The sequence below is a fragment of the Sulfuricurvum sp. genome, assembly GCF_028688295.1.
Taxonomy (GTDB): domain Bacteria; phylum Campylobacterota; class Campylobacteria; order Campylobacterales; family Sulfurimonadaceae; genus Sulfuricurvum.
Window position 1 is genome coordinate 1 of the sequence record NZ_JAQTYM010000019.1, and the last position, 21,377, is coordinate 21,377.

Annotated in this window: 21 protein-coding genes; 10 read left to right on the forward strand and 11 right to left on the reverse strand. The window is 44.2% G+C overall.

What is annotated here, in order from left to right:
• Both PHR02_RS05910 and accA read left to right on the forward strand, forming a co-directional pair.
• Positions 1-762, forward strand: a 762-nt coding sequence (locus PHR02_RS05910; protein ID WP_299990169.1) for a beta-ketoacyl synthase N-terminal-like domain-containing protein, incomplete at its 5' end; no start/stop codon positions are given.
• Between the two features lie 12 nt (positions 763-774).
• Positions 775-1,710 carry an acetyl-CoA carboxylase carboxyl transferase subunit alpha gene (gene accA / locus PHR02_RS05915; protein ID WP_299990177.1) on the forward strand — a complete coding sequence of 312 codons (936 nt, stop codon included), beginning with the start codon at positions 775-777 and terminating at the stop codon, positions 1,708-1,710.
• A gap of 9 nt (positions 1,711-1,719) precedes the next feature.
• Here the strand turns inward: accA and PHR02_RS05920 are convergent, their stop codons facing one another.
• The 7 genes from PHR02_RS05920 to PHR02_RS05950 all read right to left on the reverse strand — a co-directional run bounded on the left by PHR02_RS05920 (position 1,720) and on the right by PHR02_RS05950 (position 6,642).
• The gene (locus tag PHR02_RS05920; RefSeq protein WP_299990179.1) at positions 1,720-2,502 is read right to left on the reverse strand and encodes a 3'-5' exonuclease; all 783 of its coding nucleotides are present in this window, start codon (positions 2,500-2,502) and stop codon (positions 1,720-1,722) included.
• Complete coding sequence (locus PHR02_RS05925) at positions 2,499-3,086, reverse strand: phosphoribosylanthranilate isomerase (RefSeq protein ID WP_299990181.1); 588 nt, start codon at positions 3,084-3,086, stop codon at positions 2,499-2,501. Before PHR02_RS05925 ends, PHR02_RS05920 begins: the two co-directional genes overlap by 4 nt.
• Position 3,087: 1 nt before the next feature.
• Positions 3,088-3,729 carry a ribulose-phosphate 3-epimerase gene (gene rpe, locus PHR02_RS05930; RefSeq protein ID WP_299990183.1) on the reverse strand — a complete coding sequence of 214 codons (642 nt, stop codon included), beginning with the start codon at positions 3,727-3,729 and terminating at the stop codon, positions 3,088-3,090.
• Between the two features lie 91 nt (positions 3,730-3,820).
• Entirely contained in the window at positions 3,821-4,087 is a 267-nt protein-coding gene (locus tag PHR02_RS05935; protein WP_299990184.1) for a type II toxin-antitoxin system YafQ family toxin, read from the reverse strand.
• Positions 4,068-4,328 carry a type II toxin-antitoxin system RelB/DinJ family antitoxin gene (locus PHR02_RS05940; RefSeq protein WP_299990186.1) on the reverse strand — a complete coding sequence of 87 codons (261 nt, stop codon included), beginning with the start codon at positions 4,326-4,328 and terminating at the stop codon, positions 4,068-4,070. The genes PHR02_RS05935 and PHR02_RS05940 overlap by 20 nt, the downstream gene beginning before the upstream one ends.
• Before the next feature lie 126 nt (positions 4,329-4,454).
• Positions 4,455-5,849: a chemotaxis protein CheX gene (locus tag PHR02_RS05945; protein WP_299990188.1), complete on the reverse strand. Its 1,395-nt coding sequence runs from the start codon at positions 5,847-5,849 to the stop codon at positions 4,455-4,457.
• Positions 5,833-6,642 (reverse strand): HDOD domain-containing protein, encoded by an 810-nt coding sequence (locus PHR02_RS05950; protein WP_299990190.1) that lies wholly within the window; start codon positions 6,640-6,642, stop codon positions 5,833-5,835. Before PHR02_RS05950 ends, PHR02_RS05945 begins: the two co-directional genes overlap by 17 nt.
• Positions 6,643-6,789: 147 nt before the next feature.
• Between PHR02_RS05950 and rpmB the strand changes: the two genes are divergently transcribed.
• The 6 genes from rpmB to PHR02_RS05980 all read left to right on the forward strand — a co-directional run bounded on the left by rpmB (position 6,790) and on the right by PHR02_RS05980 (position 12,769).
• A complete protein-coding gene (gene rpmB / locus PHR02_RS05955; protein ID WP_015652778.1) occupies positions 6,790-6,978 on the forward strand; it encodes a 50S ribosomal protein L28 in 189 nt (62 codons plus the stop codon).
• A gap of 21 nt (positions 6,979-6,999) precedes the next feature.
• Positions 7,000-8,136, forward strand: coding sequence for a potassium channel protein (locus tag PHR02_RS05960; protein ID WP_299990191.1), 1,137 nt, complete (start codon positions 7,000-7,002; stop codon positions 8,134-8,136).
• Positions 8,129-9,316, forward strand: coding sequence for a bifunctional glutamate N-acetyltransferase/amino-acid acetyltransferase ArgJ (gene argJ, locus PHR02_RS05965; RefSeq protein WP_299990192.1), 1,188 nt, complete (start codon positions 8,129-8,131; stop codon positions 9,314-9,316). Before PHR02_RS05960 ends, argJ begins: the two co-directional genes overlap by 8 nt.
• A gap of 155 nt (positions 9,317-9,471) precedes the next feature.
• Entirely contained in the window at positions 9,472-10,401 is a 930-nt protein-coding gene (locus PHR02_RS05970; protein WP_299990193.1) for a ribose-phosphate pyrophosphokinase, read from the forward strand.
• Positions 10,401-12,191 carry a translation elongation factor 4 gene (gene lepA, locus PHR02_RS05975; protein ID WP_299990195.1) on the forward strand — a complete coding sequence of 597 codons (1,791 nt, stop codon included), beginning with the start codon at positions 10,401-10,403 and terminating at the stop codon, positions 12,189-12,191. Before PHR02_RS05970 ends, lepA begins: the two co-directional genes overlap by 1 nt.
• A gap of 2 nt (positions 12,192-12,193) precedes the next feature.
• Complete coding sequence (locus PHR02_RS05980; protein WP_299990196.1) at positions 12,194-12,769, forward strand: phosphoribosyltransferase family protein; 576 nt, start codon at positions 12,194-12,196, stop codon at positions 12,767-12,769.
• Here PHR02_RS05980 and PHR02_RS05985 read toward each other — a convergent pair whose 3' ends face one another.
• The 4 genes from PHR02_RS05985 to PHR02_RS06000 are packed head-to-tail and all read right to left on the reverse strand — an operon-like array spanning position 12,770 to position 18,389.
• On the reverse strand, positions 12,770-14,155 hold the full coding sequence (locus PHR02_RS05985) for an ATP-binding protein (protein ID WP_299990198.1): 1,386 nt from the start codon (positions 14,153-14,155) through the stop codon (positions 12,770-12,772). It abuts the gene before it with no gap.
• A 49-nt stretch (positions 14,156-14,204) separates the two neighbouring features.
• Positions 14,205-15,701, reverse strand: a complete 1,497-nt coding sequence (locus tag PHR02_RS05990; RefSeq protein WP_299990200.1) for a SagB/ThcOx family dehydrogenase — start codon at positions 15,699-15,701, stop codon at positions 14,205-14,207.
• A 46-nt stretch (positions 15,702-15,747) separates the two neighbouring features.
• Entirely contained in the window at positions 15,748-16,995 is a 1,248-nt protein-coding gene (locus PHR02_RS05995) for a hypothetical protein (protein ID WP_299990202.1), read from the reverse strand.
• Positions 16,992-18,389, reverse strand: coding sequence for a DASS family sodium-coupled anion symporter (locus PHR02_RS06000; RefSeq protein WP_299990204.1), 1,398 nt, complete (start codon positions 18,387-18,389; stop codon positions 16,992-16,994). Before PHR02_RS06000 ends, PHR02_RS05995 begins: the two co-directional genes overlap by 4 nt.
• Before the next feature lie 168 nt (positions 18,390-18,557).
• Here PHR02_RS06000 and PHR02_RS06005 point away from each other — a divergent pair, with 168 nt between their 5' ends.
• Together PHR02_RS06005 and dnaK are read left to right on the forward strand one after the other, a co-directional pair.
• A complete protein-coding gene (locus PHR02_RS06005; RefSeq protein WP_299990206.1) occupies positions 18,558-19,097 on the forward strand; it encodes a nucleotide exchange factor GrpE in 540 nt (179 codons plus the stop codon).
• A gap of 113 nt (positions 19,098-19,210) precedes the next feature.
• On the forward strand, positions 19,211-21,088 hold the full coding sequence (dnaK, locus tag PHR02_RS06010) for a molecular chaperone DnaK (protein ID WP_299990208.1): 1,878 nt from the start codon (positions 19,211-19,213) through the stop codon (positions 21,086-21,088).
• The last annotated feature ends 289 nt before the right edge of the window (positions 21,089-21,377 follow it).

Here is a 21,377-nt window from a genome sequence, read left to right on the forward strand (position 1 = left end):
CCGAACCTCTCAGCGGTAACGGCGTGTGCGGCGGGTACTCATGCGATTAGTGAAGCGGCAAAAACGATTATGATCGGCGGTGCGGATCAAATGCTCGTCGTTGCTGCAGAATCTGCAATTACCGGTGTCGGTATCGGTGGTTTTGCATCAATGAAGGCTCTTTCTACCCGTAATGATGATCCGAAACATGCGTCACGCCCTTTTGATGCTGAGCGTGATGGCTTTGTAATGGGTGAGGGTGCAGCTGCGTTAGTACTCGAAGAGTATGATGCAGCAGTGGCACGCGGAGCACGTATTTATGCTGAACTAATCGGTTTCGGTGAGAGCGGTGATGCGAACCATATTACAACCCCAAGCCTTGAAGGTCCTCTAAGAGCGATGAAAGCAGCGCTTAACATGGCAGGTAATCCAAAAGTAGATTACGTTAATGCACATGGAACCAGCACTCCGACAAATGACAAAAATGAGACTGCGGCTCTTAAAATCGCATTCGGTTCCAAAGAGAACTGTCCACCTGTAAGTTCAACCAAAGGGCAAACGGGCCACTGCCTCGGAGCAGCGGGCGGTATCGAAGCGGTTGTCAGTATCATGGCGATGCGCGATGGTATCATTCCGCCGACGATCAACTATGTGAATCCGGATGAAAATTGTGATTTGGATATCGTTCCAAACGTAGCACGTAAAGCAGAACTTAATATCGTTATGTCTAACTCATTTGGATTTGGCGGCACTAATGGTGTCGTTATTTTCAAAAAAATATAAGAGGGCAAGCCATTGGCTACCTATTTAGATTTTGAACAAAATATTCGTCAAATCCAAGAGGAGATCATTGCGGCCGAAGTGCGTTATGATCACCATGCAGTAGAGATCCTGAAGCAGGATTTGGACAAAGAGGTTCAAAAAACCTATGCCAATCTCTCCCCTTATCAAGAGCTTCAGCTTGCGCGTCATCAAGATCGCCCTTACGCACTCGATTACATCAATCTCCTTTTAGATAAAAAATATGAGATTCACGGGGATCGTCATTTTCGTGATGATCTTTCAATTATCTGTTATCTTGGTTACATCGGTGATGAGCGTGTTATGGTAATCGGTGAGCAAAAAGGGCGCGGAACCAAAAATAAGCTCAAACGAAATTTTGGTATGCCGCATCCGGAAGGGTACCGAAAAGCACTCCGCGTGGCAAAAATGGCGGAGAAGTTTAACATTCCCCTTTTGATGCTGATCGACACTCCGGGTGCCTATCCGGGTCTTGGAGCAGAAGAACGTAACCAAAGTGAAGCGATTGCCCGTAATCTGTTAGAACTTTCTAACCTCAATACTATTACCGTATCGGTTGTTATTGGCGAAGGGGGAAGCGGCGGTGCACTCGCAATCGGTGTAGCCGATCGTCTTGCCATGATGCGCTACTCGGTATTTAGTGTTATCTCTCCAGAGGGGTGTTCGGCAATTTTGTGGAACGATCCGACCAAAGTGGAAGCAGCAACCAAAGCGCTTAAAATTACTTCAGCTGATCTGAAAGAACTTGATTTGATCGATGATATCATTGACGAGCCTCTTATTGGTGCGCATCGTGATAAAGAGGGAGCGGTTAACGCGCTCAAAACCTATTTTATGTCACAAGTGAATGATCTGCGTAAACTTAGCAATACAGAACGTCTCGATAAACGCTACAACCGTCTCGTCGGTATGGGTCGATATTCAGAATAAGGATCTACCTTATTCTACCACCTTCTCTTCTTTTTTTACTTTTGGTCTTTTTAACCGTTTTGCTTCTTTTGAAAATGAAATCAATTCTTCTGTGTTATGAATAGTATGTGGTATAAGGGCCAATGTTCTCTTTAGGAGCTTTGTGGTTGTCATTGCATCAGAGAGTGCTCTGTGGTGCGTTGCTTCTTTGTAAAGTTCTAACTGTTCATTGAGATACTTTAATCCATAACGCTCAGATTCGATGGTTCTCTCAGCCAAATCAATAGTGCATAACGAACGGTTGAGAAGTTTTTGTAAACCAATGCGTTCCATCATTGCAGAGACAAAATTATAATCAAATTTTGCATCATGTCCAACAAAGATAGCATCCCCTAAAAAGAGACGAAACTCACGCATCACTTTTCCAAGCGCCGGAGCTTTTAAGGTTTGTTCTACACTTATTCCGGTGATCTCTTGGATTTGCGTAGAGATATCGTTGCAATAGACCAAGCTTTCGTAGGTATCGATGATGTGACCATTTTGGAGTTTAACGGCACCGATTTCAATTACTTGGTCCCGTGTGGGTTTTGAGCCGTTGGACTCAACATCAACAATACAAAAAAGGGTATCATCAACACTTTTTAGGGCGCTCTCAAAGAGGTAGAGATCATTATTCAGCGTTAGGTTCATCCCTTGTGCTTTTAAAAGTTCTAGGGTAAATTCACGCTCATCTCCTAAACTCTCTTCAAACTCTTTTTTAGGAATACCGTTTTTAGAGAGGCGTGATAATATTTTAGGATTGAAAATGCTCACATTTTAGCCTTGTGGATAAATGAGCGGACACGATTGTGATCTTTTTTGCCCTTTGAGGCTTCAACACCGCTGCTGACGTCCACGCCATAGAAGCCATACGAGCGAACGTCAGCCACGTTATCCGTATCAAGACCGCCGGCAAGGATGATTTTAGAGCAATCAACCCCATTGAACCATTCGAGATTGAGTCGTTTTCCGCTTCCCCCATAGGCTTCACAGTACGCATCGATCAGACGGTATTCCTCTGAGTACTCTAAAATATCATCTCGTTTTTGGGCACGGATAACACGTAGTGAGGGGAAATGGATCTGAGTAAAAAACTCATCACTTACATCAAAATGGATTTGTGCGAGGGTACATCTTGTCTCTAAACATACAGAGTGGATGGTTTCTGGAGATTCATTGACGAAAAGGGCAACTTTTTCGATAAAGGGAGGGAGTTTTTCGATGATTGCTTTGGCATCTTTTGGGGAAATATAGCGGGGGGATTCAGGATAAAAAACAAATCCGAGTGCATCAGCACCGGAATCAATTGCCTGAATCGCATCCTCATAATTGGTGATACCGCAAATCTTGACTCGCATGTTAGACTTTGAGACTTTCGATAGCGGCTTTATAGTCCTCATGAGCAAATACATAGCTTCCGGCAACACAGACATCCACTCCGGCATTTTTCAGATCATGGATATTTTTACTGCCGACCCCTCCGTCGATTTCGATCAGACATGCAGGGTTGATTCGATCACGGAGCGCTTTTAGGCGTTGTATTTTTTCAATGACGGTTGGGATAAACTTTTGCCCGCCGAATCCAGGATTGACTGACATCACCAAAACCATATCAACATCCCCGAGGAGATATTCTACCGCTTCGGCAGGCGTATGCGGATTGAGTACGACCCCCGGTTTGATACCAAGTGAACGGATATGCTGTACAAGGCGGTGAGGGTGTTTCTCCTCTTCGATATGAAAAGTGATATATTCGGGTTTGAGCGGAGCGAACAGATCGACGAAAAAGGTGTTGTTTTGGACCATCAAATGGATATCGAGTGGTTTGGTTGCCGCCTGAGCTATCGCACTGACGACGACGGGCCCGATGGTGAGATTGGGGACGAAGTGGCCATCCATAACATCGACATGCACCAAGTCGCACCCTGCATCACAAATGGCACGAACATCACGCGCTAAATTACCGAAATCGGCAGAGAGGACACTTGGAGCTACGAGCATAGGAGACACCTTGAATAATATTTTCGTTATTTTAGCGAAAAAGGTTTGTAGATAACTTTTCTCACTTCTGATGAAGGATAGAAGAAGTTTCTTAGTTAAATAACTGTGAATGTGACCCGATACGAGTTAACTTCAAAATGTCATCTTCGATGCAATAAATGATCAATAGATCACCCGAAATATGAAACTCACGAAAATCCTCATAATCACCGATGAGGGGGTGATCTTTCGCTTCTGGTGGAAGAGGATGCTCTTCTAAAAGCATGGCTAAAAACTTCAAATACTTAGCGTACTGTGCATCCGATATTTTGATTTTGGCATACTCTTTTAGAAACGTCTTAGTGCGAAACAGCTGCATTTTCTCTCTCAAGATCCCCCAGCGTTATAAACTCACCTTTGAGTTCTTTGGCTTCCTTCATTGCTGCAATCGTTTTTTTGTTGGGGATTTTCGCATCAAAAGGGAGTCCGTGATTGAGAACGACCATACGGTTAAACATATTGATCGCTTGCGCATAGCTCATACCGACAAACTCCAGTATTTCACGTGCTTGTTTATAATCGTCTTCTTCGAGCCGTATGGTTGTTTGCATTTTTGACATAACGTCTCCTTTTTAAGTCGATTATATCCCATTTGGGATGCACATGTCAACACGCAAATTTAATTTTGTTGGTGTTGCCTAAAAAATAAAGTCGGATTGAGTGATGGTGTGCTCTTTCATCCGAAGCTATCGAGTTAAAAAGAATATAAAGTTACTCCCCTCAAAGCTAAGGTTCACCTGCACCCCTTTTTTGTTTTGTGCCATCTCCATTAAAGATGCAACATCACTATACGTTCGGGGAAGGGTGATATCGACATGGTGCTTTTTTTCTCCCAAAAGGGCTTTCGCCCGTCCCCCGATGATGTTGACAAATTCGGCCAATGAGTCCAAAATTGCCTCTTCCTCTTCGGTTGCTTCACCGATTAGGAGTTCGCACGCTTTTTTTGCAATCTCTTTTGGGAAAACAAGGATGATCATCCCATCCACATCCCCGTAAAATCCGATCGAACTGGCGTATTGGTTTGCACTGTTTGGGATGTCCAGTGTTTGAACATTCATCGATTCTTTACTGGCTTGAGCATTGGTCATCATCGCGATGGTCGAAACGGTCGCGTCGATAAAGTGGGGCAGCTCATTAACGAGTGCTTTATTTAAGGAACGGACATTTTTGGATGCAACTGCGGCGCTTCCCCCTAATTCTTGGAGAAGCTCTTTATTTTTCAAGATATCATCCATGTTTTCAAAAAACATCATCCCTGCATCTTCAAGATCGTTTTTAAAACTTTGCGGTGTTTTTTCAAAAGTGAGTCCGACAAAACAGATGGAGGCATTGTATTCAGCGGCTGAGGAGGCGAGTTTGGTGAAAAAGTTCAGAGCATGAACATTCATCGATACCACTTTATAGGCATCAAAAATAAAGAGACGGAAGCCTACATTGAGGGAGTTATTGTGGTAGGCAATGTTAAAGGTATTCCCTATTTCTGCGTCGAGAAAGTTCGCAACCGTATAGATGATTGCATTACCGGTCACACGGGTGGCGATTTTTTGTCCGAACAGCCCTAGATAGGTGTCTTCGATGATGGCATAATAGATATCAGGGTTTTGTTTTTTCTCATCAAACTCTTTTTTGCTTTGGGCGATGACCGGATTGTGGCCATAATCAAATAGCTCAATCGCCATGGCGGAGCGTTGAGAGGGGTCTTCGTTAAACAGAAGAACGGTTTTTGAGTCATTTTTATTGCTTGGTGCAAACAGTTCAGCAATCTTTTCGGTAAGAAAGAGGGAAAAGTTAAGGGTATTTCCATAAAAAGCACTGATGGTGGTAAATTTTTTATGATCGTAATCGCACAATCCGATAGCAATATGTTTTTGATTACGGATGGAAATGAGGAGTTTGATAAAAACATCAAGTCCATTTTTATTAAAAAATATCACTTTTTTGAGTGAGACCAGCAACATATCGACATTGAGTGATTCGGTCGCTTTAATATCATCCATCGTCAGAAAAGAGGGAGCGTTGTTCCCATCTAAAAAGCCTTGGGGATGAAAAACAGCGACTCTCCCTTTAACAGTTGCTCTCATGATACTCCATTACCTGCATAAAAGATTCGTAAATGTCTTCGACAAATTCGATCTGAAAATCGATAAACTCATTAAGTCCGGCACTAACGTAAGGACTTTGGCTTAATTCATAAAAGAGTAAAAGATGCATCCATTTGGCTAGTATCAATTCATCCCCCTCGGCGCTTTGGGATGAACCTGAGGATGCATAGACAATATGACCTATTTTTGGCGACATCTCCCATTTTTCGGCGATTAATGTGCAAATATCAAAGAGAGTGTATTTACTGAGTCGATAGAGGATCGTATTGTAATCCAATGCTTTGACACTTCGCAGTTGGGCCACTTCGATTTTGCATCCCCCAAAAAGAGCGTCGCAGACGATGATACTTGCAGGCAAAAGGGTTATGGCACTTTCAGTGTCGTGATCGAGAAGATTCAGATGACGAAGTATTTTTTCCCATTTACGACTAAGAGAGGCTTGTAAGTCATAAAAAGTATGATTATTGAGGGTAAAAAGCTGCCACTCTTTTGGGACGAGGAGAGTTAATAAATAGTGGTATAAAATCTGTTGAGCGGTAGATATTCCCAAAATGCCAAAAATTTGGGAGAGCTCATGAACTTCATTGCGAAAACCATAAATAGGTCGATTTACAAGTGTTTTAAGGTAGAGCTTGAGTGCAGGATCTTCTTCGGCACATTTGGCGGCTTTGACCAAGTCCCCTTGGCGAACGAATTGCAGGGTTTCTCGAACAACAGTGGGTGCAGGTGGGATGTTGAGAATGTAATGGGTAATTTGCTCAGGTGTAACCACGGTTCATCTTTCTGAATGTTAAGTAGAACTAATTGTAATGGCGTATAGATTAAAGGTGCCTTTAAAGTGCTCAACTCGTTGCTTAAGGTAATCTTTGGGTTGTATAAGATAAAATTCGCAACTAAAATTTACGCAAGGAGCCTCAAAATGGCAAGAAAATGTGCTATTAGCGGTAAAGGCCCAATGAGCGGAAACAATGTTTCTCACGCGAAAAATAGAACTAAGCGTCGTTTTTTACCAAACCTTCGTACTGTTCGCGTAACGCTTGAAGACGGTACTACCAAAAAACTTCGAATCGCTGCATCTGAACTTCGCACGTTGAAAAAAGATTCGTAAACATCCCCTAAAGGGTCTGTGTTGAATCTTCTCCGAAAGATACAGAAATTTCTAAACTGGGAGCCTTCTCCCAAGCCTGACATCACTTTGAATGCTGAGCTTTATGCTCAGTTTCTCCCATTTCGAACCCCCCTTATTCTTATCCAGTTATGCATGATTTTTGGAACCCTTGGTTATATGTACATCGAAGGGCATACCCTCATTAATGCATTGTTTCAGACCGGCTATACGTTTACAACGGTTGGATTCGGGTCCTTGGGAGAGGGGGAGTTTTCCCCTCTAGGCAAACTGTTTACCATTACGTTGATTATTTTTGGATTTGCTGTTTTTACCCTTTCGTTAGGGATTATCGTTGATGTGATCAATCGAGGAGAACTCAAGCGAATTTTGAAGGAGAGAAAAATGTTGTACCGCATTGCCCGTCTCAAAAAACATTTTGTTATCTGTTACCATAATGAATATACTATTCAGGTAACGAAACAGTTGCGCGCGAATCACATACCGTTTGTGGTGATTGATCCGAGAGATGATATCGAAGAGCTTGCAAAAAAAAATAAATATCCTTATTACATTCAAGCGGAACCTCACACGGAAGAGGCAATGCTCAAAGCGCACATGAGTTCAGCCAAAGGTCTCGTAACCTTATCGAATTCAATGGCGGATAATATTGCACTGATCGCTTCGGTACGGTTGTTTGAAAAAGAGCACCGTATCCCGAGTGCGTATTATGTTATCAGTGCAGCTGAGGATGTTAATGACATTGATAAGCTTAAAAAGTTGGGTGCCGATACGGTGGTTTCCCCGACCAAACTGACGGCACAACGAATTACTGCCATGGCGGCGCGTCCTGATATGGAAAATCTGTTAGAACAGTTTTTATATAAAAGCGATACACCGCTCGATATGGAAGAGATATATGTTCCTAAAACGAGTTGGATGGTACTCAAAAAACTCAAAGAGACCCATTTACGCGATATTGCCAACGTATCGGTGATTGGGATTACCAAAAAAGACGGAAAACTCGTTCCAATGCCTAAAGGGGATACTTTGGTGCTGAGTGAGTCTAAATTACTCGTCATCGGAACCCAAAAAGGGATTTTATTTACAAAACAATTGGTTAAAAAACAAGAGAAGCCGGAGGAGCTCAAATATGTATAAACTGAACATGATTGAGGGCGGTGTGTGCGCAGCAAATGGTTTTTTTGCGGACGGTATTCACATCGGATTGAAAAAAGAGGGTGCCAAAGATTTGGCGTTCATCTATTCTTGCAAACCGTGTGCTATCGCCTCGGTCTTTACCACCAATAAAATGACGGCAGCACCAATACGTCATTTTCGGGCGCAGGGTGAGTTTGAGGGAAATTTTGTCCTTATCAATGCAAAAAATGCGAACGCTATGACGGGTCGAGCGGGCATCGATGATATCGATGACGTGCTTGATGCTCTCAAAATCAAATTTCCACAGATCAAAAATCCGGTAATGAGTTCAACCGGAGTGATCGGGGTACGTCTACCGAAAGCCAAGATCATAGAGGGGGGGAAAGACTTTGATCTCTCTCATCGTGAAGGGATCAATGCATCTGAAGCGATCATGACGACCGATACGTTTGCTAAACGTATCGCGTATGAAGTGACTCTGTCGGATGGAAAATCATTCCGAATCGGTGCGATGGCCAAGGGTGCAGGTATGATCAACCCTGCGATGGCGACGATGCTCTGCTTTATCACGACCGATGCGGCTGTCGACAAAGCAACCATGCAAAATATCCTTGATGAGTGTGTCCATACTACCTTTAATGCGGCAAGTGTCGATGGAGATACTTCTACCAATGATACCGTGCTGGTAATGGCAAACGGGGAGAGCGGAGCATTTCATGCGGGAGCTTTTAAAGAAGCATTGGAATCTATCATGCTCTTTTTGGCCAAAGAGATGGTGCGCGACGGTGAGGGTGCGACTAAACTGGTAACCTATAAAGTTACGGGAGCGATCAATCATAAAGAGGCAGAGATCGCGGCAAAATCACTTAGTAATTCGCTCCTCGTTAAAACAGCACTTTTTGGGCAAGATCCTAACTGGGGACGTATCGCATCGACGGTAGGTGCGAGTGGAATCATGTGTGATGAAGCATTCTTGAGTATCTGGTTTGATGAGGTTTGTGTGTACAAAAAAGGGGAGCTGTTGTTCGATGAAAAACTCGAACCTCTCGCCGCGAGCGTTATGCAAAAAAGTGCCTTTACAATCCATTGCGACATCGGGCTGCAAGATGGTGAATTTACAGCCTATGGATGCGATTTGGGACACGAATACGTGAAAATAAATGCGGATTACAGAACCTAATCTGTCCGTTCGCCCTGAGCTTGTCGAAGGGTGAAGTTCATGGTTCGACAAGCTCACCACGAACGAAATACGCCACACAACCTCTTTCTCATTATCTCACCCTAAGTCTCCTCTTGCTATAATCGCGATAATTTAAGCCCTACAGGATAACTTTAATGCGCGGATATAAAATTTTCAGCGGTTCAGCGTGTACCGAGTTTGCAGCGGAAGTGTGCCGAACCCTTGATGTTCCCCTTTCCAAAGCTTCAGTCAAACGTTTTAGTGACGGAGAGATTAACGTTCAAATCTCTGAAAGTGTCCGTGGACGCGATGTTTTTATCATCCAATCAACCGGTGCTCCAAGCAATGATAATTTGATGGAATTGTTGATTATGACCGATGCATTACGTCGTTCATCTGCTAGTTCTATCACGGCGGTTGTTCCCTACTTCGGGTATGCAAGACAAGATCGTAAAGCGGCACCTCGCGTTCCGATTACCGCAAAACTCGTTGCCGATATGTTTGAAACAGCGGGGATTGACCGTGTCGTGACGATCGATTTACACGCAGGTCAAATCCAAGGCTTTTTTGATATTCCGGTTGACAACCTCTATGGTGCTATTATTTTTGAAGAGTATATTCGTTCTAAAAATCTTCCAAATCCGGTAATCGCTTCTCCGGATATCGGCGGGGTTACACGTGCCCGTTATTTTGCTGAAAAACTGGGGCTTGAGATGGTTATCGTCGATAAGCGTCGTGAAAAAGCGAACGAATCGGAAGTGATGAATATCATCGGTGACGTTGCCGGCAAAGATATTATCATGATCGATGATATGGTCGATACGGCAGGAACAATGGTCAAAGCAGCAGCTGCACTTAAAAATCGTGGGGCAACATCGGTTATGGCGTGTGCAACACATGGTGTTTTGAGCGGTAAGGCGTATGAGAATCTTAATAACGGGGAGCTCGATGAATTGGTTATTTCTAACACCCTTGTATTAAGTGGACATAGCGATAAGATTAAAGTCCTTAGTGTAGCTCCGCTTTTTGCCGAAGTTATTCGTCGTGTTTATCACAACGAGAGCGTTAATAGTTTGTTTTCATAATGAATAATATCCGCAATTTCTCTATTATCGCCCATATCGACCATGGGAAAAGTACGTTGGCTGACCGTATTATCCAAGAGTGCGGTGCGGTAAGTGATCGTGAACTCTCAAAACAAATGATGGACACGATGGACATCGAACAAGAGCGCGGGATTACGATCAAAGCGCAAAGCGTCCGTCTCGATTACGTCAAAGACGGCGAGCATTATATTCTCAACCTGATCGACACTCCTGGCCACGTTGACTTTAGCTATGAAGTTTCTAAATCCCTCGCATCGAGTGACGGTGCATTGCTGATCGTTGATGCGGCACAAGGGGTTGAGGCACAAACGATTGCCAATGTCTACATGGCGATGGAAAATAATCTCACTCTCATCCCTGTTATTAACAAAATTGATCTCCCCGCTGCAGAGCCTGAACGTGTTGCTGAAGAGATTGAAACGACCATCGGGATCGATGCGACCGACGCGATCATGATTTCAGCGAAAACGGGTGTAGGAATCCGCACACTGATTGATGCTATCGTCGATCGCATACCTGCCCCTGCGGGTGATCCATCGGCGACGACGAAAGCGATCATTTACGATTCATGGTTTGATGCGTATCAAGGGGCAATGGCACTCGTACGCGTATTTGATGGTGAAATTAAGATGGGTCAGATGATTAAACTGATGCATAATGATGAGAACCATCAAGTGTTGGAGTTGATGTACCCTCATCCGCTTCGTCGTCAAAAAACGCAAGCGATCAAAGCCGGAGAGATCGGTATTGTTATTCTTGGGGTTAAAGAGGTTGGCTCTATCCGTGTCGGCGATACGATTACCGATGCGCGAAATCCTACAAAAGAGCCGGTGGGTGAATATGCCCCTGCTAAGCCGTTTGTATTTGCGGGGCTCTATCCTATCGATACCGATGAGTTTGAAGCGGTGCGTGATGCCCTTGATAAGCTGAAACTCAATGACAGTAGTCTTAGTTATGAGCCGGAAACATCGGTTGCTCTAGGCTTTGGGTTTCGTGTCGGCTTTTTGGGAATGCTGCACATGGAGGTCGTTAAAGAGCGGCTAGAGCGGGAGTTTAATCTCGATCTCATCGCAACTGCCCCATCGGTTATCTATAAAGTCTATAAGACCGATGGAACGATGGTAGAAGTTCAAAATCCGAGCGAACTCCCTGAACCGCAAACGATCGAGAAAATCGAAGAGCCGTATGTTCGTGCAACGGTGATCGTCCCGACCGATTATTTGGGGAATGTGATCACTCTGCTGACCAACAAGCGGGGTATGCAAGAGAAGATGGAGTATCTCAACGAAACACGTGTCATGCTCATCTATGTCATGCCAATGAACGAAATCGTCGTCGATTTTTACGATAAACTCAAATCAACGTCGAAAGGATACGCGAGTTTCGACTATGATCCTATCGAATTTCGTCAAGGTGATTTGGTCAAACTCGATGTCCGCGTTGCAGGGGATGTGGTCGATGCCCTCAGCGTTATCGTTCCACGTACTTCTGCCGATATGCGCGGACGTGCGTTGGTTACGAACATGAAAGAGATTGTCCCTCGTCAGCTTTTCGAAGTAGCGATTCAAGCGAGTATTGGAAACCGTGTTATCGCTCGTGAAACAGTTAAATCGATGGGTAAAAATGTGACCGCCAAATGTTACGGCGGGGATATCTCCCGTAAACGCAAACTCCTCGACAAACAAAAAGAGGGTAAAAAACGGATGAAAGCAATCGGGAAAGTTCAGCTTCCCCAAGAGGCATTTATGTCCGTCCTCAAAATGGACTAGTCATGCGTTGTATGATGTGTGAGCGATTCAGTCTCTCGCATATCTGCCCCGCGTGTCAAGACTCTCTCCTCACTCCAACGCTCCATAAACGCAAAATCATGGGTTCTATCCCTGTTTATTCTTTTTTTCCTTACAATGATATCGAACCGCTCCTGCTTACTAAGCATACCGATGTCGGATACTACATTTATACGATTTTAGCGAAGCGGTCATTGGGTGCTTTTGCACGTGAATGGGGCTATGAAAACCGTGTCGCCTCCATCGGTATCGACGATCATGTACTAAGCGGCTACTCCCATACGGCGGTTTTGAATCGGGTTTTAAAATCTCCCAATATTACACCCTATTATGGAAAGCTTCGTGCGCGTGAGCACTATAAATATGCGGGAAAGAGTGTTGAAGAGAGGCTTATGAACCCTCGACAATTTCACTATAAACCCTTTCCGGAAAACGAGGTTATTTTGGTTGATGATATTGTTACAACGGGGACAACGCTCGGCGAAGCGTTTGAGGTACTTCATGCACAAGGGAAAAAAGTGATCCTTTGTCTCACCCTTACTGATGCGGAGAATAAATAATTACTGCTTCTGTGGAATAGAAAAATAAAAACAACTCCCTTTACCGAGTGTGCTTGTTGCCCAAATTTTTCCATGATGTGCTTGCACCATCTCTTTTACGATAGCTAAACCTAAGCCGGTCCCTTTGATAGCGTTTTGGGAAGAGCCTTCTATCTGGGAGAAGGGGGCAAAAATAGTCGCTATATGCTCGGGTGCGATCCCTATACCTTGGTCACAAATAGTAAAAAGATGATCTTCATTGCATTCATAGGTTAGGGTAACGGATGAATTTTCAGGGGAAAATTTGATGGCGTTACTCAAAATATTAATCAAAATTTGTTGAATCATTTTACGATCACCGTTCATTGATGTAGTATCAAGATGAGGGAATGTTAAATGGATATGACGTTTTGCTGCGAGTGGCTCACTCATAATCGCAACATCACGCAACATTTCAGATAGCATGAAAGTAGTGCGGTTTAGTTCCATTTTCCCCGCTTTCATTTTCGAAAAATCAAGAATGGTATTGACTAAATCCAAAAGATGTTTTCCAGAGATAAGGATCTTATCAATGTACGTTTTAAATTCATTTGGGGTATCTGTCCGTTTGGTCAAAATTTGAGAAAAGCCGATGATCGCATTGAGCGGGGTTCGGAGTTCATGGCTCATTGTCGCGAAAAAAGCATCTTTTGCAAGTGCAGCTTGGCGAGCTTCTTCAAGAGCATTTATGAGTTCTGTTTGAACTTTTTCTTTTTCAATAATCTCTTGCAACAGGTTTTCGTTGAGATGTTGTGTGTAGTATTTTTCTTCTTCCAAATTATGGACTAGCTCTTGCTGTTTGAGTTGCAAGAGAATAACTTCGGAAAAGTTAGCGTGAAATTTTTTACTCGAAAGGATCATCATGATCGAAAAAAGGAGAAGAGCCGTTCCTACCATCCACGATGTTGCATTGGAGGTATCGAGCATAAAATGCAAGGCATAAGGACCGATAACTAATAAATTATAAAAGATATAACTTTCAGGGCGATAAGAGCTCGATCCAACACCTCCGGCAACCATACCACCTACGATAATAATCAGCATCATCATGTGGACAGAAGAACCCGGTAGGAGATAAAAAACACTCGATCCCCAAACCAATCCAGATGCGATAATACCGATCATATAGATTCGGTACGCAAAAATAGTGGAGTCCGCCTGAAGCCATGAACCAAAACGGAGATAACTGAAGGATCGAAAGAGCAAAACAGCCATATTTAGTAGAATCCATACGATTAGGGTATTAGCTGAGAATTGATCTTTCAGAATCAAAGCAATAATAATAGCATTAAAGAGTGTAGCGATTAAAGCGATAGGAAGGGCACGATAGAGGGCATCTACTTCTTTAGAAAATATATTATTTTGCACGAAAAGTCCATTTATATTGGATAATAGTTGATTATAGGAGAGAACTCCTTTAATGCGTATAAGGTTGGAGTGTAGATATACGTGTATCGACGATAGCTCTTCCTATAGTGAAATGGTAAAGCGATTGGAAGTGTTGGTCACGTAATCCTAGCAGGGCATGGAACTCATCATCCAAAAAGCAGCCAATTCCTGTCGCACTGAGCCCTAACGAAGTCGCTTCGAGATAGAGTATTTGCCCAATCATTCCACATTGGTGATAGAGATTTTTATACCCTATCGCACCGTGTTTTTCGAGTGAGGTTGAAAAATTACAGAGCATACCAAAACTAAAGGCTCCATCTTTGGCGATCTCTTGATTGCACGAGATCATCTGTGCCGCGCCACGGTAATCCCCTTTTTGTAAACAATAGAGCCCGTTGTTACAATCTTCCCAGATGAAGTTCTGATCCATAGCTTTTTTGAGTGTTTCTAGATCATCTCCATTTCGAATAAAGGTGTAGAGTCCTTTCTCAAGAGCCTCGACTCGATGAACGAACAGGATGAAATGAACATCCGAAGCTTCTGCACAAAACTGTGAACTATCGAGTAATGTACGAAATTGTTCCAGAGTAATGCTACTTCCATCCATCATCTGGGCACTGCGCCGTTTTAAGATAACCTCTGAGGTGTTTTTAGTGGGTTCTGGAATAGTTCGAGGTCTACTTAGGGGTTTTGGTGAGGGATAGACTCCTTGAGTCGCTTCGTCGATCAGTGGTAAAATCGGCCAATCATGATGGGAAGAGCTGAGGAGATTAGCACGGTAGGAGAGTGTCGGAAGCGAGGGTAAGGGGGAGATATTTTCGATACGAATGAGCAAATCGGAGGATTCTCTCTCCGCTGGATGAAACCTCTCAAACTGATCGAGGCCGAAAGCGTGTGCGATCTCTTTGGTATCGATACTTTCGATTTTACATTGCCACCCTAACATAGCACACGCCATTTTAATCGCGCCATAAGCATGTCCCGCATCAAGTTGGCAGTATCGATAGCACCTCTCACCGTATTTCCATGCTTCTCGCCAGATGATTGAGCTAAGAGCGATAGTGAAGCCATCTTGTGACAAGGGTGTCTCATAGGTATGGAGCAATTCAAGAGCGTGTTCTCGCGGTGCATAGTGTGAGAGGGTAGAGTACTCGCTGAGTCCTGCCATAGCGGGTGTGATAATGTAACACTCTGTTGGTTGGAGATTACCGCTGCTGGCGTTACAGCGTAGTGCCCACTCTGAACCTCCGTGGCTTTTGATAGCGGCGAGCCCGAGAGAGTAGCGTAACAGCTGTGAAAGGGATTCAATGCACAGAGGTGCTGAGGGGAGTGAGTCTTTTTCAAACAGGAGATGATAAGGCGGGGTGATCTCTGAATGCTTTAGCGGGATCAGTAGTGCATCCAGATAACGGCGATAGGGATCGGGCTGGGTTGCCCAGTCCATATACCCAAGACTCGCCGCGTAGCGTGAGGGTCGATGTTTGGTTCGGTCATGGTATTCGAGGACGGTGGTGATGTTTTTCATGAAGAGATTATAGACAGAGGGGGTAAATTTCCCCTTTGTGTTCTCTTTAGCGTAGACTCTTTAAAAGTTCTCGAAGCATTTGATCATGTTTAGTGGTATTGTCGATTTCCAACCGTGCAAGATCAGATGTAAACGCAGCACGGTAATGAACCCCGTTTTGAGAGATATCGGCATCGACATCGGCGTTGAAATGGATGAGAGGTTGGGTGAGATGGTAGTGTTGTTTTAAAACATCCGGGTTAGTCACTCCATTGCGGATGGAGGTATGGAGTGTTCCGGATGAGGTGTTGAGTTCTGCATAGGCGAAAAGTGTCCCGCTGATTGGTGCGGGTAGGGTGAAGAATTCAAAGGTTTGTTTAGCATCAGCATCTCGTAGATCAAAGGTGATGGAGGAGGGCTCAAAATCAGGCAATAAAACGGTAAATTTCGTTTCGCTTTGGGCAACATCGGACGTCGCTTTGAGTTTGAGTAGCTTTTCATCCCCCTCAACTGCCCCTTTGAGATTGAATTCTCCCGCCAAGGCTATACCGACAAATTGTTCCAAGACACCGGCATGTGTGAGGGTGGCATCGAGAGTAACATCGACATCAAAGGGCTTGATTCGGCCAAATTCATCAGCCAACAACGATTTGAGATCAAATGAGCTATTGTCATCTTCTTTAATCGGGGTTGGAGCAAATCGATTGGTTTGGGTGCTGAGGTAGACTTTTCCCTTCACATCTCGACGATCAAATCCTCGTAAATCAACACTTCCACTGAGCGTAGTATCGGTATCAGAGGGGTATTCTAGGGCATGCATCATAGATTTATAATCGATCTGATCGAGGGTGAGTTCAAGGGTTGAGAGCTTAAAACGATGCAGTTCGATTTTATAGAGGATATCTCCTCCAAATATTGTCCCATTTCCTCGAATATTCAAGGCGACGATTCCACCGCTAAGAGAACCTTCAGTTTTCAAAGGCTCAGAGAGAGGATTAAAGCCCCCTTCTTTAAAGGTTTCGATTCGATAATGGGCATACATCCGTAGTGTAAGGGCTGAAAACCCCCCTTGCGTAGAGAGAGTGTTTCCGTAGCTGTCTTGGAAGAGGAGATGAAAGCGTTTATAGGAGAGAGAAAATTCCTGTACCGTGATTGGAGTCTCAAGTGCAGCGGTGAGCGATTTTTCAAGGATAGGCTCTGTTATACGATTTCCCCATGGAGTAAAGAGGATCAGTAAGAGGGTAAGGAGAAAAGCCAAAAAGGAGAGAAGAATTATCCCTATTTTAGTACGGTGAAAGTTGCGAATACGTTTCATGTTAGAGCCAATATCCACGGAGTACCGATAATCATAAAGATAAGAAAGGTGAGAAGCGTCACCGCGCCGCCGTAGATATAGATATCACGAGCACTTATGTAGCCGCTGCTCAGATAGATCGCGTTGCACGAAGAGCCTTGCGGTGTGATGGTAGCGTTAAAGTTCGTGGCAAACAACAGCATCATCGCCATCAACTCTCCCGGAACCCCCGCTTGAACCCCAATCGCCAAGAAAATACCGAACAGTGCGAGCAGATGTGCGCTTTGGGAGACGAAAAGGTAGTGGATTAAGACGTAAATTAGGATCAAAAGAGCATAAACGCTAAACCATGAGAGTCCATTTAGGTATTGGGTGAAATGATCTGCTATGGCGTTCATAAACCCTTGTTCAGCGAGTTGTGTGCTAAGACCGAAGAGGATGGCAAACCAGATGAGGGTACTGAGAGCTTCTCCTTGAGCTCGAAAATCCTCGATCCCAAATACTTTAGTTGCCATCAAAATCCCCAAACCGCCGAACGCAACCGCCGCCTTATCGATGGGGAATAGCCCCGATAGCGCCCAAAGGGTGAGCATGGAGATAAATACCCCTGCGGTGATCCATTCATTACGGCTGATACGCCCCATATGTTCCAATGCCTCTGCGGCTTTTTGAGGAGCATCGGGGGTCTCTTTCATTTCAGGGGGATAGATACGGTAGAGCATCCATGGGATAAGGGCAAAGGCGATGAGGGTTGGGACAATCGCATACAAAAGCCAGCTTCCAAACGTGATATGGATACCCATCTTCTGTGCAATTCCGACTCCCACAGGATTGACCGCCATCGCCGTGAGCCATAACCCAGAGGAGATCGTGAGCCCCGCCATCGAGGTCATCATCAGATAGCTCCCCGCCCTGCGATGGGTATTGTCTCCCACTTTGGAACCGCAATCATGAGCGAGTCCGTAAACGATGGGGTAGAGGACTCCGCTTCGGGCGGTATTGCTCGGAAACGCGGGGGCGATGAGGATATCGGTTGCGATAACACTGTATCCCAATCCCAGAGTTGAGTGTCCAAATTTACGGATGATATGGAGCGATAGCCGTTTCCCCAGTCCCGATTTATGGACGGCGTGGGAGACCAAAAATGCGGCAACGATCAGGAGGATAAAACTCTCCGAAAATCCCGCATACGCTTTAGCAGGCTCTATAACTCCACTCAAAACACTCACAGCAAGAGCGATGATCGCGGCGGCGATGATGGGGAGGATATTGAATAAAATGGCGGCGATAGTAGTGATAAAAATAGTAAAGAGGTGCCATGTTGAGAGGCTGATTGCGAGTGGAGGGGGGGTGAACCATACACCAAGCGCGAAAATCATCAACAACAGTGGAAGGTAAAATCGTTTGATACTCACTTAGTCCCCTTTTTTAGTGGCTCTTATTATAGCATTTTAGGGAGTAAATTATAGTTGATAATATAAGACTCAACTATTTTGAATAAAAATATTCACATACCCCTTGACAACATGTGACTCAATGCACTATAATAACACCGGATTTCAAAAAAGGAGTCATATAAACTTATGTCAAACGAAGTAAATGAAGAAGTGATCAACGATGAACAACCAGCCCTCCAAGAGGGTGAAGAAGCAGTTGTTGAGAGCATGAATGAATTAGAAACTATCCAAGCTGAATTGGCATCTCTAAAGGATACGTACGCTCGCGTACATGCCGATTTCGACAATATCAAAAAACGTCTTGAGCGTGAGAAATATCAAGCGCTAGAGTACGCAAACGAAAAATTTGCAAAAGATTTGATCCCCGTGGTTGATTCCCTTTCTATGGCGATAGGGGCTACGGCTATCGAAGCGGATGCGAATGTGTTGCTAGAAAAGCTCAAAGAGGGTGTTGAACTCACGATGAAACAGCTTTTAAGCGTTCTCGAAAAACACGGAGTCACTCCGGTCGATGAATCTGAGCCGTTTAATCCGGATATTCATAACGCAGTACAGCGTGTGGATAGTGATGAGCATGAAAGCGGAGCCATCGTAAACACTTTTCAAAAAGGGTTTCGATATAAAGAGCGAACTCTTAGAGACGCAATGGTCGTTATAGCGAACTAAAAGGTTTCTTTTCCGTTCGTGGTGAGCTTGTCGAACCATGAACTCACCCTTCGACAGGCTCAGGGTGAACGGATTAAGAATGACGAAATAAAATAAATAAAGAGGAATATATTATGTCAAAAGTTATTGGTATCGACTTAGGAACAACAAACTCATGTGTTGCAGTCTATGAAGGCGGCGAAGCAAAAATTATCCCGAATAAAGAGGGAAAAAACACGACTCCATCAGTAGTCGCATTTACCGACAAAGGTGAAATCCTCGTCGGTGATCCTGCAAAACGTCAGGCGATCACAAATCCGGATAAAACGATCTACTCGGTCAAACGTATCATGGGTCTAATGATGAACGAAGAGAAAGCAAAAGAAGCGCACGACAAAGTTACCTATAAAATCGTTGATAAAAACGGTATGGCTGCGGTTGACGTAGCGGGTAAAGTGTACACACCTCAAGAGATTTCGGCAAAAATCCTCTCAAAATTGAAAGCGGATGCAGAGAGCTACCTCGGGCAAGCGGTTAGCGATGCGGTTATTACCGTTCCTGCGTACTTCAATGATGCACAACGTAAAGCGACCAAAGAGGCGGGAACGATTGCAGGATTGAACGTTCTTCGTATCATCAACGAGCCTACTGCTTCTGCTCTTGCTTATGGTTTGGATTCAAAAGGGGATGAAAAAGTTCTCGTTTACGATCTAGGGGGCGGAACGTTCGACGTTACGGTTCTTGAAATCTCTGAGGGGACTTTCGAGGTTCTCTCAACAGACGGAAACGCGTTCCTCGGTGGGGATGATTTCGATAATAAAATCGTAGATTTCCTCGCAAACGAGTTCAAATCCGATCACGGTATCGATCTCAAAGCGGACAAAATGGCGCTTCAACGTCTCAAAGACGCGGCAGAAAATGCGAAAAAAGAGCTCTCTTCTGCGGAAGAAACTGAGATCAACCTTCCGTTTATCACCGCAGATGCATCAGGTCCTAAGCACTTAGTTGTGAAATTGACCCGTGCGAAATTCGAGGGGATGATCGATACTCTCGTTAAAGAGACGATCAGCCATATCAAAACTGCGATGAAAGATGCAGGGATGAGCAACAACGAAATCAACGAAGTTATCATGGTTGGTGGATCAACGCGTCTTCCAATCGCACAAAAAATGGTATCCGATGAATTCGGCGGAAAAACTCTTAACAAAGGGGTAAATCCGGATGAAGTAGTAGCAGCAGGTGCCGCTATCCAAGGTGGAGTTCTTCGCGGAGACGTTAAAGACGTACTTCTTCTCGATGTTACCCCATTGTCACTCGGGATCGAGACTCTCGGCGGCGTGATGACTAAAATCATCGAAAAAGGGACGACTATTCCGGTTAAAAAATCGCAAGTGTTCTCTACGGCAGAAGACAACCAACCAGCTGTTTCTATCTCAGTCGGTCAAGGTGAGCGTGAGTTCGCCCGCGATAACAAATCTCTCGGATTGTTCGAGCTTACCGGTATCCCTGCCGCACCACGCGGTGTACCTCAAATCGAGGTAACCTTCGACATCGATGCGAACGGTATCTTGACTGTTAGTTCAACCGACAAAGGGACAGGTAAATCTCAGTCTATCACGATTTCTGGAAGTTCAGGATTGAGTGAAGAAGAGATCAACAAAATGGTTCAAGACGCGGAAAACCACAAAGCCGAAGATGCAAAACGCAAAGAGATCGTAGACCTCCGCAACCAAGCGGATGCTCTTGCAAGCCAAACCGAAAAATCTCTCAAAGAGATGGAAGACAAAATCGATCCATCTGAAAAAGCAGCAATCGAAACGGCTCTCGAAGAACTCAAAGCCGTGTTGAAAAATACCGATGCTTCTAAAGAAGAGATCGAAGCGGCGACCAAAAAATTGGCAGACGCGAGCCACAAAATGGCAGAGCAAATGTACAAACAAAACGAAGGCGGTGAAGCCGCTTCATCAAACGCGAAAAAAGATGACGACGTCATCGACGCTGAAATCGAGTAATCTCTCCGTTCACCCTGAGCACGTCGAAGGGTGACTCCTTTCTGTCATTCCCGACCTGATCGGGGATCCATCCCCATAAATCCATTCTTCCCATTTTACAATATTTCAAAATTTAAATTAACTTTTTTGATGATCATTTATTTAGTTAAATCCAAGCTCATAAACATATAATGTTCGTTGAATAGAGAGTTAAGGAGTAGAAAGTAGTATGCTTTTTCTGTTATTAAATTAAATTGCATCATTTTTGAATCAAACTTGATTTATTTAAAATTCTATAGTATACTTTCTT